Genomic DNA, 15,965 nt, shown 5'->3' with positions numbered 1-15,965 from the left:
CCGTACCTTCCTGCGAAGCCTACAGATCCAGACCCGCCCCATTCACCCGTAACCACTCCATGCGCTCCCGGTAGTCCGGGATGACCTTGTCGATCTCACTCCAGAACGCGCGACTATGTGTGGGGTGCAGTAGGTGAACCAACTCGTGAACTACGATGTAGTCGAGTATCCTTAGCGGCGCCATCATGCACTTCCAGTGGAAGTTGAGTACGCCCGCCTTCGCACATGACGCCCACCGGCTCTTGAGGTCGAGGACGCGCAGACCACCGGCCCGAACGCCAATCCTGCGTTCGTAGAAGGCGATCCGTTCACCGATCCACTTCAGCCCCTTCTCGCGGTAGAACTCCCGGAACGCCTTGCGCGCCTGAGGCTCGGCCTGTTGCTCAGCCCGGAGGCAGAAGTGGCCGTCCTTCAGCAGCAGCGGCTGTTCCTGGGCCTCTGTCAGCTGAAGCCGGTACGAGCGCCCCAAGTACAGAAACCCCTCGCCGTTCACGAACTCCCGCACCACTCGGGTAGTGTTCAGCGCCCGCCACTCGGCCAGACTGCGGTGGATCCACCCCCGTTTGGCCTCGACGAGGCGCTCGACTTCTTGATCGGTCAACTGCTCGGGCACCAGCACCGTCACCGTGCCGTCGCGCTCGACGTATATGCTCACCGTCTTGCGCCGGCTGCGCTGCACGGCATAGGTGATGCTCCGCTGGGTTTTCATGGTCGCATGACATCCGCATGTCGGTACTTGGCCAAGTGCAGCAACTCTGTGACCAGCTTGTCGACCTTGTCGACCACGCCATCGATCTCAGACATCAGCAGGATGTCCGAGAGGTCGCCCCTGAGGCTGGTGACCTCGGGCTGGTTGTTCCAGAAGTCCACGATGCCGATCCGCGACCGCAGCATCTCCACAGCTTGGTCGGCCAACTGAGCAAGCTTGTTAGCTTGCTCTGGAGGCACAATGTCCTCACCGAAGGCGATCTGCCCCATGAGCGCGTAGAACGGGGCCACCCTCGCACTCACCCCCTGTGGGCTATCCGTCCGGCCCGCCTCGATGTCCAGGCGCAGCTGCTCCAGTTCCTTGCTGAGCGCCTCCCAGTTGTCCTGGTACTGCTTGATGAGTGCGTCCAGCCTGTCGCTCAACTTCGCATACAGGGCAGGATCTTGGCCGTAGTTCGCTTTGAGGTGCCGGCGGATGGCGTGTTCCATCGTGCTGGCCTTGGCGCGAGACGTGGTGATGGTCTGCACTTCGGTCACGAACCGCGGCGACAGCAACTCGGTCGGTTTGACCTTCGGGTCGATCCCCTCGCTGAGGAGGTAGGCGTCGATGATGCGCCTGATCTTCTCGCCGGCGTCAGAGATGCTCAGCGTCTCGTCGCGGTACCTGTCCCTGATCCGGAACAGCAGATACGCGAAGCGCTTGGCCGGTACCTTGTACGGCATCGCGGCCTCATGTGGCAGGATGATGTCGAGGCTCTGCAGGAACCGCTCCAGGTAGACCTCAAAGGTTGCCCGCAGCTCAACGTTCTCCATCAGCACGATGGCCTGTTCGCAGACCTCTGCCTCCTCGCGGCCCGTGACACGCTGCTGCACGAAGTCCTCGATGCCCGTCACGCCATCGTCGACGAACAGGTGCAGGAGGCGCTGGTAGCGCTCCTCCAGGATCGGCAGCTCGCTGCTGATGTCCCTGAAAGTGTCCTCGATGTCCCGCTGGTCATCCGCGGCGTAGATGGACAGGGCCTCCTTCAGGTGGTTCGCCAGGCCGATGTAGTCCACGATGTAGCCGCGCCGCTTGCCCTTGGCCACGCGGTTCACGCGCGCGATCGTCTGCAGCAGGTTGTGGTTCTGGACGTGCTTGTCGATGTACATGACCTGCTCGATCGGAGCGTCGAAGCCGGTCAGCAGCATGTCGCAGACGATCAGGAACGCGATCCCGGTGTTGACCTTCTCCGGGTCCTCCTGGTTGAACGGGGCCTTGAAGTTCTCGACCGCGTTCACGCTCTGGGCATGTCGGCGGGCTTCGGTGATGACCGCCCGCTCGTTGGTGGTCTCGGGCGAGACCACGACCACCGATTGCAGGAACGTCAGCTTACTGCACAGCTCCGCGTCCTGCCACTCCGTGCGGGTCTCGTCAGGGATCTCGCGCGGGTCGCCGTGCCACGGCGGTTTCGCCTGTTCGTCGGCCAGCATGGCGGCCAGGGCCGCGTCGATGTGCTGCTTGTACCTCACCGCGGCCATCTTCGAACCGCAGACCACCTGGGCCTTGAAGCCGTTGGGGAGGACCTCCTCGACGTAGTGCTTCACGAGGTCCTTGGCGATCTCGGCGATGCGCTTGTCCGCCTCCAGTAGGTTGTCATACGTCCCCCAGCGGGCCTTGAGCGCGGCGATCTCCGCGGCAGTATGCTCCTTCAGCAGGTCCTCGAAGGGGCGCTGCTGCTCCCGCGCCCAGCGCGACAGCTTCTCGACGTTGCTCTCCTTGCGCAGCTGCGATGTGACGTGCGCGGCTGCCGTCGTGTCCACTTCCTTGTCGAACGTGGCCCGCTCCCCGACCCAGTCGTTCGAAGCCTTCCCCTCGTACAGGATCCTGACTACCGCGTGGTCGCGCTCAGCGTCGTGGAGCTTGTACTTGTCGATGTACCCGGCGAAGCGCCGGGCAGTCTGGTTGCCTTCCTCGGTCACAATCAGAGGCGTCCCGGTGAACGCCAGTTTCGCGGCGTTGGGGAAGGCGTAGAAGAGGTTGTCGCCCAGGTCTCCCGACTGCGTCCGGTGCGCCTCGTCCACCATCAGCAGGATGCGGTCGGAGCCATTGATCGTGCCGAAGGTCTCGTAGCGCGGGATGGTCAGGACGCTCTCCAGGTAGTCGGGCAGGCGCCCCTGAACCTCCTGGAACTTGTGCACCATCACCATGTTCAGGTTCGAGGCATCGGTCGCCAGCTGGTGCCGCAGCTCCGCCGTGCTGTCGATCACGGTCACCGGCTCGCCCGTCAACCGCGCCGTCTTACTCAGCTGCTCCTCGAGGTCGACCCGGTCGTTGATGAGGACGACCTTGTAGTCCTTGAGGTCCTCGCACATCCGTAGCTTTCGGATGGCAAAGACCATCGTCAGGCTCTTGCCCGACCCCTGTGTGTGCCAGATGACGCCCGAGCGCTCCATCTGCGTCTGGCCCGTGCGCAGGCGGTCGATGATCTTCAGTACCGCCCGGTACTGCTGGTACCGCGCCACGACTTTCGCCCGCGCCTTGCCGTCGTCAACGTCCATGAAGACCGTGCAGTTGCGCACCAGGTCGAGTAGCGTCGCCTTGGGCAGCATCCCCTGGATCAGGATCTCCTGCTCCCGCTCCTGGCCGAGCGGCGGCTCATACTCGGCGTACTCCGTCGGCCAGATGTCTCGCCAGGGGTAGAAGTACTCCTCATCCGTCGAGGTGATCGTGCCGAACTGCGCCTCTTCGCCGGTCGTGCGGATCAGGAGCTGGTTGGTGTAGAACAGCTCCGGCTCTCCCTCGCGCAGGCCGGCCTCGGTCGTCGCCTCACGCCGGCCCGAGTACCGCATCAGCTGCACAAACGCCTCACACATCGGGTCGGCTTCAGTCGCGCTCGCCAGCTTGCACTCCACGACCGCCAGCGGCATCCCGTTCACGAACAGGACGATGTCGGGGATGATGCAGTCGTCCACACAGCCGGGAGTGTCGATGCGGAACTGGTTGATGGCGAAGAAGTGGTTGCGCTCGGGGTGGTGGAAGTCAATCAGCTGGACATTGGGGTACTGCTCGCCCGTCAGCTCGTTCTCGTCGACCTGGTGTCTCAGAAGCAGCTTCAGGATGCTCTCATTGGCTTCTGTCAGGCTCTCTCCGGGCCGTTGGGACACCGAGACGAGCAACTCCTCCAGTTGCGCGTCTGTGAGCCATTCCTGGCCATCTTCGGTGAGGTTGATGTCGCGGACGCTCTGGAAGAAGATGTCGCGGAGGATCGTCTCGCGGAAGCTCTCGCGCAGGCTCTGGGAGGGGTCGGTGGGGTAGGCCGGCCCTTGGTCGACGACGATCCAGCCCAGCGCCCCCAGCTGCTCCAGAAACGGCTTCTCGACCAGCGAGTACTCAGACATCGTTGTCCCCCTCGTCTGGTGTGACCGGTACCTCGCCGGTCAGGAGGTCGTGCATCAGGCCGCCCTTCAGGAGGCGCAGCTTTGCCAGTTGCCGTTGTTCAGCCACGACCGCCGCCTCCTGGGCGTCCAGAATGTCGCCGATCGCCGTCTGCTCGTCTGGCAACGGAAAGGCTACGGGTATGAGGCGAACGTCGCCCAGGTTGATGCCCTGGACGGCAACGCCGAGTGTGTGGCTGGCGATGAAGCTCGCGGGCGCAGGCATCCCGAGGTACGCGCTGATGAACCGGGCATCGCCCTCCACCAGCCCGATCCGCGCCGTGTCCTGTGTGATGTTCGCGTCTGACAGATGCTGCGGGACGATGGCCATGCGCCCCACGGTGCCGCGGATGCTGAAGAGAAGATCACCTTCCCGGACGCGTGACCGCTTGTAGGCCTCGTCGATCTCTGGACTTGTCAGCAGGAGGTCGTCAGTCTGGATCTGGCCCTCCCGAATGTCCTTCACCTTGATGACTGGTACTCCCCCGGGGTGGCCATAGCCGGGCATCAGGATGCCATAGGCGATGGGTCGCTGCGGCGACACGAGTTGCCCCAGCAGCCTCGGCTCCCACGATGCCGGCAGCCATCCCAGCTCCGTCTCTCGGTACAGCTCTGGTGCCTCGTAGAAGCTTGGCCGCAAGTGCCCGTCGTCGTCCACACCCCGCGTCAGGAGGTCGTGCATCATCCCCTGCTTGATGGCCTGCTGCTTGGCGACCAGCGCCTCCGTCTGCTCGATCAGGTCGTCCACCGTGGACAGGATGCGAGCGATCTTGCGCTGCGGGGGCAGAGTGTCAGGCAGGTAGATCATCACCCGGCGGAGGTTGGTCGGGTTGATGTTGACTTGGTGAACTCCGGGGGTGGCATAACGTCGAATGGCGATCTGGGTGGCAGCGAGGTTGAACCACAGCGTCAGGAACTCGGGCGTCACCATCTCGGGGTCGGGGATCAGCCGGACGAGGTACGAAGCAAAGGAGGCTTCAGGCAGTTCGCTGTGCCATATCGAGGTGCGGCCAACGTGGTCGAAGCTGTTCGTGCGGTTGAACAGAACATCCCTGTCCTGCAGAAGCGCTGCCTTGGCCTCTGGCGAACGGGAGTACTTCAGGTCGGACAGATCGACGGTGCCGCCGGTGAGGTTGCCCATGCGCAGCACGGGGACGCCCTCAGGCTGGCCATCGAGAGGCACGGAGATCCCATACTCGGCGCGGGGGACAACGTCCAAGAGCGAGACCTCACTCCAGCTACCTGGCGCGCTCTTCGCGCTGCGCCCTTGGTCGCAGGCCGACACGCCGCCGGTGTCCTCGCCAAGTTGCTCCGGTATGAGCCGGTCGATCTGTGTCTGGTCACTCTGCATAGCCCAACTCCGCCAGGTAGTGGCCAAGCTGTTTGGAAGTCTGCTCGCGCTCCGCGACCAGCTCCGCCGCCGTCACCGCGTACTTCGCCCAGAGGGCCTCGACGGCCAGCAGGAGGTTCCTGTTGCGCCGCTGGAGGTACGCGTCGAACTCGGCTGACAGTAGGCGCTGGAACCGAGCCAAGATCAGTCGGCGCGCCTCCACTTCCGACACTTGCCCTCGCGCCTCGGCGACCAGATCGTCCTTGCGTTTCTCCACCTGCTTGATGTTGGCTTTCAGCGTCTTAAGCTCGGTTTCGAGATCGGAGTGTGTCTGCAGACGCTCTGCAATCTCATCGCTGCGCCGCTTGGCTGCCAGGCCCTCGCGCTGGCACTCACGCAGCCGGCTCACGACCTCCGGCGAGCGGTCGGCGCCGGTCACCTCCAGGATACGCTCGGCCACCGCGAAGTCCGCCTCCTTGGGCGTCAGCCCCTCCGTGAACCACGTCTTCTTCGTCTGTCTGGGGATCAGCCCCGCGGCCTTCAGCAGGTCGTGCAGGTCGCCGATGACTGACTTCATCGTGGCCAGGCGTTCCTTCCAAGCCTCGTCGAACGCCTTCTTCTCCGCCTTGTAGGCCTTCACGTCCTCCGAGGGCAGTACGCCGCTCTCTTCGTCCGGCTCCGCGTTCTCCTCGTCCACCGCCGCGAACAGCGCCTGCAGTTCCGCGATCCGCGCCTCGTCCCGCTCGATCTGCTCCAGCACCTCGGGGAACTGCGAGCGCAGGATCTCCTCCTCCGGGATCAGCTCCGGCCCCCACCCGCTCGCCGCGATGGACTTCAGATCGGCAGACAGCTCGTTCATGTAGGACGCGAGCGCCCCGCGCACCTGGTACTGGTCAATGATGCCCTGGGGCACCAGAGCGTCGCCTATGCTCGCCATGAGCAGCTGCCGCAGGCCGAAGACGTCGTGGGTCTCCGGCAAGGCCTCGATCTCCGCCACGTGCGCTGCCCACCACTTCCCGAGCGCCTCGTGGAACTCGGCGTGTTTGGCCTGGACGCCGGGCGCGGTCTCGATCAGCGGCCTGATCGCGTCCCGGCTCTCGACCGCAGGCGTGAAGTCGCTGTAGCGCTCATCGCGCGGCTGGAAGAGCAACTCCCGCAGGCCGGCGTAGTTGTCGAAGTAGCCCTGCAGCGCGTCGATCTCGGCGGTCGGGATCCCGCCATGCAGGTGGGCGCGCACGTCCTGCGGCTCCGGCGGCGGGCTGTTGTCCACGTACCGGCGGATGTTGAGGTTGTAGTCCTCGGCCTCCAGCTCCGAACGTGGCACCATGCGGGAGTACGCCGGGACCTCCAGCAGGCCGTGGTAGACGTGGGTGATCTTCTCGATGTCCTCTGGCCGCAGGGAGTTCTGGTTCTTCCCCTCGCGGTATTCCCGGTCGGCGTTGATGAACAGGACCTGCTTGCGATCGCCTGCGCCGTCCTTGTTGATGACCAGCACACATGCCGGGATGCCGGTGCCGTAGAAAAGCGACGGGGGCAGCCCAATCACCGCCTCCAGGATGCCCTGCTCGATGAACTTGCGGCGGCAGTCACGCTCGGCGCCGCCCCGGAACAGCACCCCGTGCGGCATGACGACGGCCATCTTCCCGGCCTTCGTCCCCCGCTGCTCGTCCTCGGCTTTGAGCGAGGCAACCATGTGCTGGACGAACATCAAGTCGGCCTTCTTGCCGCTCTCCGGCATGAAGACCTGGAAACGCCCCTCGAACTTCATGTCCTTGCGAGTGTAGTTCTGCGAGAAGGGGGGATTGGCAATGACGCGGTCGAAGCGCCTGATCTCGCCGCGGTCGAGGTGCTGCGGATCTTTGAGCGTGTCGGCCTGGCGGATGTCAGCGCTGCGGATGCCGTGCAGGATCATGTTCATCTTGCAGATGGCCCACGTGCCGCCGTTGCTGTCCTGGCCGGCCAGCACCAGGTCGCGCGGATCGCCACCGATCTCCTCGACATACTGCTTCGACTGGATCAACATGCCGCCGGAGCCGCAGGTGGGGTCGTAGATGGCCATGCCCTGCCGCGGCTGCAGCAGCTGCACCATCATGCGCACGACCTCCGCCGGGGTGTAGAACTCCCCGCCCTTCTTCCCGGCGCTGTCGGCGAAGTACTTGATGAGGTACTCGTATGCCGCCCCCAGCAGGTCCGGGAACTCGAAGTCACCGTTGGCCAGCGGCATCTCGTCGAAGTGCTGGATGAACTGCAGCAAGATGCTGTCGTCCATCGTCCGCTGGCCGACCTTGCGGTTGAAGTTGATGCCCTTGAGGACATCCTCCAACGTGTCCGGGTTGGCGTCCTCAATCGCGGCGAGCGCCTTGTTCAGGCCATTCCCGATGGCCTCCTTGAGGTGCTTGAGCTTCCCCCACGACGCGTCTTCCGGAACGAAGAAGTCATACTTGTCGGGGTTGACGAGCTGCTTCTCGATCAGGTCTTCCCGCAGCCCCTGGCGCTCGTACTCGCGCCGGAGGTTCTCGCGATCAGCATCGAACTGGTCGCTCATGCGCTTGAGGAACAGGATGCCGAAGATGAACTCCTTGAACTCCGAGGCATCCATGTTGCCGCGCAGGATGTCGCAGGCCTTGAGCAGCTTGCGCTCCAGTTCGGGGAGCGTCAGCTTGTGGCCCTGCTTCGGGATGCTGGCCCCGTTCGTCTTGCCGTTGTCCAGGCTCATGGTCTGATCCTTGCCAGTGCGAGACCGGCGACCGCCGTTGATGGCGCCCGCGGTCAACCAGGTGTGGTGCGACAGGTCAGGGGGAACAGGGGACTGCAGCTTGAGCCGGCACCACTACCCCCCGGCCAACCGAGTACGCTGCTATGGCGAAACTGTGTGTAGCGCCTCTATTTCGCCGCCGAAGGCGATACACCTCCTGGCGCCCCCGTAGCTTTCAGAGCGCAGAGTGGTGGTCGTGGCTGGGTCAAGTTGTGTCGGCGCTGTGCACATCAGCTGTGACATGAGGTAGATGCAGTCGCGCCTGTGCGCGCCAGAGAGGGCCTCAGGCCAACAGCCCCGAGGGTTCAGCCACTTTGACCGCCTGATCTGCGAGATGTACAATCGCACCATGGCTGCGGAGGCGGAGACGCCGCGCGCTATCTACCACCCCGCGGACGACGTTGTCACGCCGGTGTGTCAAACGCCCGGAGGGGCCAGACCAAGCCACGGTTCGCGTGGGACGAGGAACGGCGCCTGCACCTGCGCTGCCAGCTCGAGGCGCTCTACTTCCACCCGTACGGACTGAGCCGCGAGGAAGCGGGCTATGTCCTGACGACATTCCCCATCGTGGAGCGCCGCGACCGCGAGCGCTACGGCCGCTTCCGCACGAGAGACCTGATCCTGCACTACTACAGCGCCTTCGGCGCGGGCGACATGGAGGCGCAGGTGGAGGGGTGAGAGCCGTTCCGGGAGGGGAGTGCCATGACCGGGAAGCAGTTCCGAGTGCTGGCAGTGCTGACGGTGGTTTCCGGCTTCTTCGGGGGCGCGGTGTCGAACCTGCTGCTGCAGGGGGCACCTGTCCATGCACAAGCGGGGAAGCCGGTGCAGGAGGTGGTGAGGGCGAGGCGGTTCGAGGTGGTAGATCAGTCGGGGCGCAGGCAGGCGGCGCTCGAGTCGGTTAGCAACGGCACCGCCCAACTGGAGCTACTGGGCAGCAAAGGCGCCGGATGTGTCCAAGTTGGCTCCTGTCTCGGTAGGCCTGCGATCTCGCTATGGGATGCAGACGGGAAGGTCCGCGCCAGCCTGGACCTCGATCCCAAGGGCAACGCCGCCCTGTGCCTCTTCAACTCCCCCGAACGGGGCGGTCTGATCGTGAAGACGACCGGGCTGCGTCTCGTCGACAACGCGGGCAAGGAGCGCTGTAGTCTAGGCCCCTCGGGGCTGGAGTTGTCCGACGCCACAGGTGGCTTGCGGGCCTGCCTTGGCGCCACAGCTACGGTCAACAAGACCACCGGCGCCACGACCACGTACCCTGAGTCGACGCTGACTCTGTTCGCCGCCGATGGGACCGTCTGCTGGCAGGCGCCCGCTGCGCCTGCCGCAATCGCACCTCCCCTCAGGCCGCCTGCTGCGGCGCCGGGGGCCAGCCAGTACTTGGGCGGGAGCAGCGGCCACTGGATGCGACCCAAGCTTGAAGGAGGGCAGTCTGTGGCCCTAGATGACGGCTCCCTGTGGGAGGTAGGTGTACGCGACCGCTTGAACACAATGCTGTGGCTGCTCAACGAGGACATCATGGTTACCGAGAATGGGGGGGAATACCCCTTGCCCCTACAAGCGGGCCAATACGGTCTCGAGAGATGCAGCGGAGGCGGTGCCGATCGGCTCCGCCCGGTGAGCTTCCCTCTGCGAAGCCACGGTGTGCGTGCTGACCTCGCAGCCGAGAGGGTCGAGTGCCAATGACCGATGAGAAGCTCGTCGATCTACTCAACGACCTCAAACCGTGGGCGGAGGCCGAGATGGCAAGGCGCGTCAAGGTCCCACGCCTGTTCGGGGGTCTATCTCTGCCCTACGTACTCGGCGCCACCAGCAATGCGTATCACCAGGGCTACTTCCTGCCGGAGGACGATGCGAAGCTGCTCGTGTTCGATCTGGGGGTAGCCGTCGCCGAAGGGCAGTTCCAGTGTCAGCCCGATCCCCTCGGCGGTGATTCCCGGTTCCTGACCATCTACCGCCTCTGGTCCCCCGATTGTGTGGCCGCAGTTGCCCAGATGATCCGGGCAGCTACCCCCACGGTGTGGGGCGGTCCCGCTGACGGAGATGAGCTTTACCTGCCCCACCTTCGCGAGCCCGGCAAATGGACGCGCGTCATCCCTCCGGGTATTGCGGGAGAGACGGACCCGCCAGACCAGGCGCTTGCCCCCTCCCTGCAGTACGGTACTGATTTCGCCCCGCTGGCGCAGGCTGCCCGGCGGCTGACCGAGCTGGCCACGGATGAGCCAGGGCTGTTGCGTCTCTGCCTTGCGCGGAAGGGACGCAAGCCTGATGACGGTCCCCGGCCGCGGTGCGGCAAGTTCATTCTCCATCGGTCGACAGGCGGGCGCCCTCGCGACTACTGCCCCGGCGCGCGCTGTCGGCGACGCGAGGAGACCTACGAAGAGCCGAACCCCTATAGGAGTCCCTGGACGAAAGTCCACCACTAATCACCGAAGATGCCAAGCCGTCGCTTGTCTACAATGCTGGTGTAAAGAGTACACAGTCCGAACGAGGTGACTCATGCACCAGCACACGACAGCCCCCGATTCCCCTCTTCGCACCCTCCGCAAGCAGTCCGGCCTGAGTGCCTGCGACTTCGCCCGCACCGTCGGCGTTGACGTGGCGATCTTGTACGCCACGGAGACCGGCACCCGCGAGCCGGGACGCACGTACCAGCGCGCCCTCCGGGACATGGGCGTCGATGTTGCGCACCTCCTCGACCAACACCGGCGATGGCGAGACGATCAGGCAGCCCTGCTGCGGACTCAGCACTCGGCCCGGATCAGGTCCGCCGCCGAGGGCGCAACCCCGGCGGGCGACACGACCGACGAGCCGGAGGGGGCGCAGTGACATGGCCAAGACCTGGGACCCCAAGCCCTACCGGCCGTTCCCCGAGGACCTGCAACTCTACAACGAGTGCCCGTCTTACGACGGCTGTAGCTGCAACCGGTGCCCCCTGGACGCCGAGTACTCGGTGCTGCGGAGGACGATCGTCGGAGACACTGACTGGAAGTGCCGGGCCGAGAAGCCGACGCGGCTGCGGATTGTGGAGGAGGCGCGGGCGGCCGGGAGCATGGCGGTTGACTACCTCCCGTACGGCGGGTTAACGGCCGGCGAGTGGAAGGGGAAGAAGGCGGTGGCTGGGATGTCAGAGGAGCAGAAGCGCACGCTGGCAGAGCGGGGCCGCGAGTACCGCCGCAAGCAGGCAATGGCCGCGCAACCTCACACCAGCCCTAACGCTGAGAGTTCCGACGCCGGTTTGGGGCAGTTGGTCAGCGGGGACGATTGCGGGCCCGAAGATAGGGAAGACCGCGCCTCGTGAGACGTGCCTGCCCGCCTAGATGCGGGCGGGGAAGCAGCTTCCGGCACCTGCCCCCTGAGCGGCCCCGTTCCAGGGGGCAGGCAGCCGGAGAACGGGGCAGCTAGAGATGAACACCACAGCTTGCTCGGTGACCCCGAGAGAGGTCCGCCGAGAACCGTACTTCCCGCCGCAAAGCGGGGAGGCACCCAGGCGGCGGGTTCGGGGTGGCGGAAGCCGGTCCCGGCTGTCCCGTCCCGCCGCCCCCCAACCGGGACCGGCGATGCAGAGACAGGATCCGGTGCGCGCCGCCCTTGAGGCGGGCGAGAAGGTCCAACCGGAACACGTTGCCGAGGTCCTGCGATGCAACCCTCGCGACGTGAAGCCTTGCCTGTGCAGTGCCTTCAACCGTAGACGCGAAGTCCATCTGGCGCGAGGTCCGGGGATGCAGTTCGAGACGCTGAGGTTTGTCGGGCTGATGCTGCTGGACATGGGGCGAGCCAACTTCAGCCTACCGGCGGCCAAGCGGCTGCTGCTACTGTTCGCAAATGCGAAGGGCTTCCCGCGTGAGCGGGCCGAGCACCTGATCCGGTGGACCGAGGGCAACCCTTGGCGGGCTCCAGGTTGCAGAGGTAGAGCAGCAGGGGACCTGTGCATCGGTCGCGAGAACTGCGCGTACTACCGGGGAAAGCGGTATGAGAAGCACACCAGGGACCGACCCGACAGCGACTGCCAGACCTTCTACGCACGGGGCTGGCCGAAGTGGGTGGCGGAGCGGGAGCACCGACTCTACAGGGCGCTTTGTGAGCTTGAGAAGGCGCGGGGCATCCCCGCTGGCGGCTCTCTCTTCTTCACCTTCGGTGACGGCAGGGACGTCGGGATGGGGCCGGATACGCAACGCAGGGCCCTCGCCGATCTTGAGGCGCGCGGCCTCGTGCGAGTGGTGGACAAGGGCAAGCCGCGGACGGCGGGAGAGCACGTCAGACCGAGGACGGTAGAGCGGGTCGTGCCGATCCCCTATGCACGATAGACACGGCATATGGGGAAGGGGTAAGGCCTTACGAATACGTGCACGCCTCACCGCCTGGAACGTGCACGGAGGTGCATGTATATGATCCGACGCTACCGACACAGGGGATCACGTCCGTCAGTGACAGTTGGCATTCCAGCGGAGAAGCCAGCACCGTCGCCTGTCGCCAATGCCGCCTGCCCAAGGAGGTGGCGGCAGTGACGCTTGCGCGCTGGCTGCCCTGGGCGTTGTTGCCGATTTTGTCGTTTTTGGTTTGCGAGAGCAGGTTGGCGTGAACCTGAGGGTACGGAGTGTGGATTGTGAACTCCCCCCGGTGGGGCAGTACCTCCGGGAGCCCGCACGGCAACGGCCGAACGGCCCAGCGGTCGCAACGGCGGGCCAACGGCCGCCCGCCGTTGCCCCCTGCCTTTCTCGCGCGAACGTCGTCACGACCAACGGCATGGACCAATCACATGAGTAGTGAGGACAACATCACTCTACAGGTTCCTCTTTCTCCTCAAGGCACACGCCGGACGGGAAGGAGATCAGTACCACGACCGGGAGCAACAGCAGCCGCCAACGACTACGTATCTACTTCCCGAGGCTACGGCACTAAGGTAGCGCTGTGCGCACACGCCCGCGCGCACGCGCGCGGCCCTGACTCAGCCCTCAGCCTACCATGGACAGACGCCTCAGCAGCGGCAGCAAGTCACTGACACCACATGAACCCAGTACGGTCTGCAGCCAACCCGAGACGGCAATCGCCGGCAGCCCAGCTCGCCGATGCTACTTCGCGGCTTGCCCTGGACACGTGGATCAGGAGCGCCATCGGGCACTGCCTGCTAACCGCCATGGCCAACCAGGCCGACAGCCCGCACCTGCCGGAGGTCCTGCAGGAATTGGGCTTGCCCATCGGGAACCGCCCGATCGCCCCCACCACGGAAGAAGGACGGTCCACGCCATGAGCGCCAAGTTCCTCCCCGATGAATACCTCGCTGGCAGAGTCACCTTCGCCGACGATCAGGAAACGGTCCGGGCCCTGATCTACGCCCGCGTGAGTCACGAGGACAGCGCCCTCTCCGACCTCAGCATTCCCCAGCAGGTGACAGCCTGCCGCGAGGAGTGCGCCCGCCGGGGCTGGCGCGTCGTCGGCGTTTACCAGGACGCCGGCAAGTCCGCCTACAGTGACAGCGCCGAACGGGAGGGCTTCCAGGACCTGATCCGTGCGGCCGTTGATAGCCAGACGACAGCCGAGCCCGTGCGCCGCATTGTCGTGGACAAGCTCGACCGCTTCAGCCGTGATGAGGACGTGAACCTGACCTACAAGCGCCGCCTGCTGCCCCAGTATGGCGTACAGGTGTTCTCGGTCGCCGAGCGCTTCGAGGGCGCCGCCGGCCCGGGGCGCACCATGGAGCGAATCACGGAGGCCATGGCTATCGGGCGCAGTGAGGAGATAGCCCGAGACACGATGAGGGCACTGGTGCAGAACGCCAGCACCGGGCACTCCTGCGGGGGGAGGGTGCCGTGGGGATACCGCGCCCAGAAGAAGGCCATCGGGACCGACTCGCGGGGCGACACCAGAACCCGCACCGGCTGGGTTCCTGACGCCAAGCGGAAGGCAGACGTGGGCCGGCTCTTCGGCCTGCTGGCGGACGGCCTGCCTATTCAGCGGGTCGCCCAGGTGATGAACGAAGAGGGCCGGCCGTCGCCGACCGGGGGGACGTGGTCCAAGGTGACGGTCTACGACCTCGCCCGGAGGGTATACGTCTACGAAGGCACGTATGTCTGGAACATGGGGCACACCGTCGAGTGGCGCGATGAGAACGGCCGGAAGCGCAAGGCCCACCGCATCAAGGACCCCCGCACGTGGATTCGCGCCGAAGACGCCCACGCCGCCCTGATACCGCCGCAGGTCGCCGCCCTTGTGCGCGAGCGCTTCCCCCTGCAGATTGACAGCCCCGAGATGTACGAGCGGCAGGCCCGCAAGCTGGTGGACCGGGAGCGGCGGGCCGGCAAGCGCGGCGGGCACTCGCAGCCGAAGGACGGGATCAACAACCGCGCCCGCGGCAGCGATTGGCTGCTGACCAGTCTGGCGCTCTGCGGCTCTTGCGGCAGCGGTCTGGTGTCCTACACGCACAACCGCAAGCGCAAGGACGGCAGCACCTGGAAAGCCTACCGATGCGGGGGTTACCATCGGACCGGCGGGGCGACCTGCCGCAGCTACTACGTGCCAGCGGACAGGTTTGAGGCAGCGGTCTTGCGCGGAGTGGCCGAGAGACTCGCCGCCAGGTTCGGCGGGAAGGACACCCAGGCGCACATTCGCCGCGTGCTGGCGCGAGTCCGCGGGCAGGCCCAGAAGCGGACGCGTGCCCTGCAGGCCGAGGCCCTCAAGCGCGAGGAGCAGATCCTGAAGGTCGTGGATCTTGGCATTGACGGCGGACTCGACGCCGACGCCTGCAACGCCCGGATACATGCGCTGAGAAGTGAGGCGGCCGACCTGCGCGACAAGCAGCGAGTGCTGGAGGCCGTGACCGAGAACCTCGAGACTGCGGCGGTCCGAGCGGAGGCCCTCCTGCGATCCGTGGACGACCTACTGCTGACGTGGAACCTGCTCGAACCCCAGGAGCGGAGGGAGCGATTGCGGCAGTTGGTGAGCGTCGTGGTGCTGGACAGAACGGGCGCCAGGGGGGACTCGAACCAGGCCACAATTCACTTCAGAGGGCTTCTTGGGGACCAAGAAGCGCGCCGGCAGGAGCTACGTGCCCGAATCGCTGCGAAGCCAACAACCCCAGAACCTGAACGCCTCCAGGCCGATTCGGACCTGGAGGCGGATGTTGACCAATGGACTGGCTCCCCGACGTGGACTCGAACCACGAACACACTGGTTAACAGCCAGTCGCTCTACCATTGAGCTATCGGGGAGCGCTCATGAAAAAGAGGCTGAGGCCATATGGCCATCAGCCTCTTTCAATGCTGACCCGGCGACGACCTACTCTCCCACACAGTCGCCCGTGCAGTACCATCGGCGCTGGAGGGCTTAACTGCCGTGTTCGGAATGGGAACGGGTGTGGCCCCTCCGCTGGAGTCACCGGGAAACATAGTTGTCATGGTGCTTGGCTCCGGCCCCACCGGGCCGGCGCCAGGGCGCTGGCGCGCCCTGAGAACTGCATAGCGATAGGAAGACTTCGGGCCGGACAAATGATTGCAGCGTGATCAAGCGCTCGGCCGATTAGTACTGGTAAGCTAAGACATTGCTGCCTTTACACACCCAGCCTATCAACCTGGTGGTCTACCAGGGGCCTTACAGCTCGAAGCTCGAGGAAACCTAGTCTTGAGGGGGGCTTCGTGCTTAGATGCTTTCAGCGCTTATCCCGGCCGGACGTAGCTACCCTGCACGTGCCTCTGGCGAGACAACAGGTACACCATAGGTCCGTCCATCCCGGTCCTCTCGTACTGGGGACAGCTCCTCTCAAGTTTC

11 protein-coding genes, 1 tRNA gene, 2 rRNA genes and 1 pseudogene are annotated in these 15,965 nt (G+C 65.1%); 8 read left to right on the top strand and 7 right to left on the bottom strand.

The annotated features are described in order from the left end of the window. Nucleotides 1-19: 19 nt before the first annotated feature. Genes LLH23_04905 through LLH23_04890 form a run of 4 tightly spaced genes read right to left on the bottom strand, consistent with a single transcriptional unit; the run spans nucleotide 20 to nucleotide 8,168 of the window. The gene (locus LLH23_04905) at nucleotides 20-709 is read right to left on the bottom strand and encodes a M48 family metallopeptidase (protein MCE5237811.1); all 690 of its coding nucleotides are present in this window, start codon (nucleotides 707-709) and stop codon (nucleotides 20-22) included. After that, nucleotides 706-4,086, bottom strand: a complete 3,381-nt coding sequence (locus tag LLH23_04900) for an HsdR family type I site-specific deoxyribonuclease (GenBank protein ID MCE5237810.1) — start codon at nucleotides 4,084-4,086, stop codon at nucleotides 706-708. The genes LLH23_04905 and LLH23_04900 overlap by 4 nt, the downstream gene beginning before the upstream one ends. Further along, on the bottom strand, nucleotides 4,079-5,473 hold the full coding sequence (locus LLH23_04895; protein MCE5237809.1) for a restriction endonuclease subunit S: 1,395 nt from the start codon (nucleotides 5,471-5,473) through the stop codon (nucleotides 4,079-4,081). Before LLH23_04895 ends, LLH23_04900 begins: the two co-directional genes overlap by 8 nt. Beyond that, nucleotides 5,463-8,168: an N-6 DNA methylase gene (locus LLH23_04890; protein ID MCE5237808.1), complete on the bottom strand. Its 2,706-nt coding sequence runs from the start codon at nucleotides 8,166-8,168 to the stop codon at nucleotides 5,463-5,465. The genes LLH23_04895 and LLH23_04890 overlap by 11 nt, the downstream gene beginning before the upstream one ends. A gap of 453 nt (nucleotides 8,169-8,621) precedes the next feature. Here LLH23_04890 and LLH23_04885 point away from each other — a divergent pair, with 453 nt between their 5' ends. The 8 genes and pseudogenes from LLH23_04885 (at nucleotide 8,622) to LLH23_04850 (ending at nucleotide 14,750) form a co-directional block, all read left to right on the top strand. Next, entirely contained in the window at nucleotides 8,622-8,885 is a 264-nt protein-coding gene (locus LLH23_04885) for a hypothetical protein (protein MCE5237807.1), read from the top strand. 24 nt (nucleotides 8,886-8,909) lie between these two features. After that, entirely contained in the window at nucleotides 8,910-9,887 is a 978-nt protein-coding gene (locus tag LLH23_04880; GenBank protein ID MCE5237806.1) for a hypothetical protein, read from the top strand. Beyond that, nucleotides 9,884-10,627: a hypothetical protein gene (locus LLH23_04875; protein MCE5237805.1), complete on the top strand. Its 744-nt coding sequence runs from the start codon at nucleotides 9,884-9,886 to the stop codon at nucleotides 10,625-10,627. Before LLH23_04880 ends, LLH23_04875 begins: the two co-directional genes overlap by 4 nt. A 73-nt stretch (nucleotides 10,628-10,700) precedes the next feature. Continuing rightward, entirely contained in the window at nucleotides 10,701-11,030 is a 330-nt protein-coding gene (locus tag LLH23_04870) for a helix-turn-helix transcriptional regulator (protein ID MCE5237804.1), read from the top strand. A gap of 1 nt (nucleotide 11,031) precedes the next feature. Next, nucleotides 11,032-11,502 (top strand): hypothetical protein, encoded by a 471-nt coding sequence (locus LLH23_04865; protein ID MCE5237803.1) that lies wholly within the window; start codon nucleotides 11,032-11,034, stop codon nucleotides 11,500-11,502. Nucleotides 11,503-11,923: 421 nt separating this feature from the next. Continuing rightward, entirely contained in the window at nucleotides 11,924-12,508 is a 585-nt protein-coding gene (locus tag LLH23_04860) for a hypothetical protein (protein MCE5237802.1), read from the top strand. 701 nt (nucleotides 12,509-13,209) lie between these two features. Next, nucleotides 13,210-13,452 carry a hypothetical protein gene (locus LLH23_04855; protein MCE5237801.1) on the top strand — a complete coding sequence of 81 codons (243 nt, stop codon included), beginning with the start codon at nucleotides 13,210-13,212 and terminating at the stop codon, nucleotides 13,450-13,452. After that, a pseudogene (locus LLH23_04850) lies at nucleotides 13,449-14,750 on the top strand (recombinase family protein). Before LLH23_04855 ends, LLH23_04850 begins: the two are co-directional and overlap by 4 nt. A 584-nt stretch (nucleotides 14,751-15,334) precedes the next feature. Here the strand turns inward: LLH23_04850 and LLH23_04845 are convergent. The 3 genes from LLH23_04845 to LLH23_04835 form a co-directional block, all read right to left on the bottom strand. Further along, nucleotides 15,335-15,409, bottom strand: a tRNA-Asn gene (locus LLH23_04845). 54 nt (nucleotides 15,410-15,463) lie between these two features. Next, nucleotides 15,464-15,580, bottom strand: a 5S ribosomal RNA gene (gene rrf / locus LLH23_04840). A 116-nt stretch (nucleotides 15,581-15,696) separates the two neighbouring features. After that, nucleotides 15,697-15,965 (bottom strand): 23S ribosomal RNA (locus tag LLH23_04835); the annotation flags it as partial.

The sequence above is a fragment of the bacterium genome, assembly GCA_021372615.1.
Lineage (GTDB): Bacteria > Armatimonadota > Zipacnadia > Zipacnadales > UBA11051 > JAJFUB01.
This window is presented reverse-complemented; position numbering and strand designations above follow the sequence as displayed.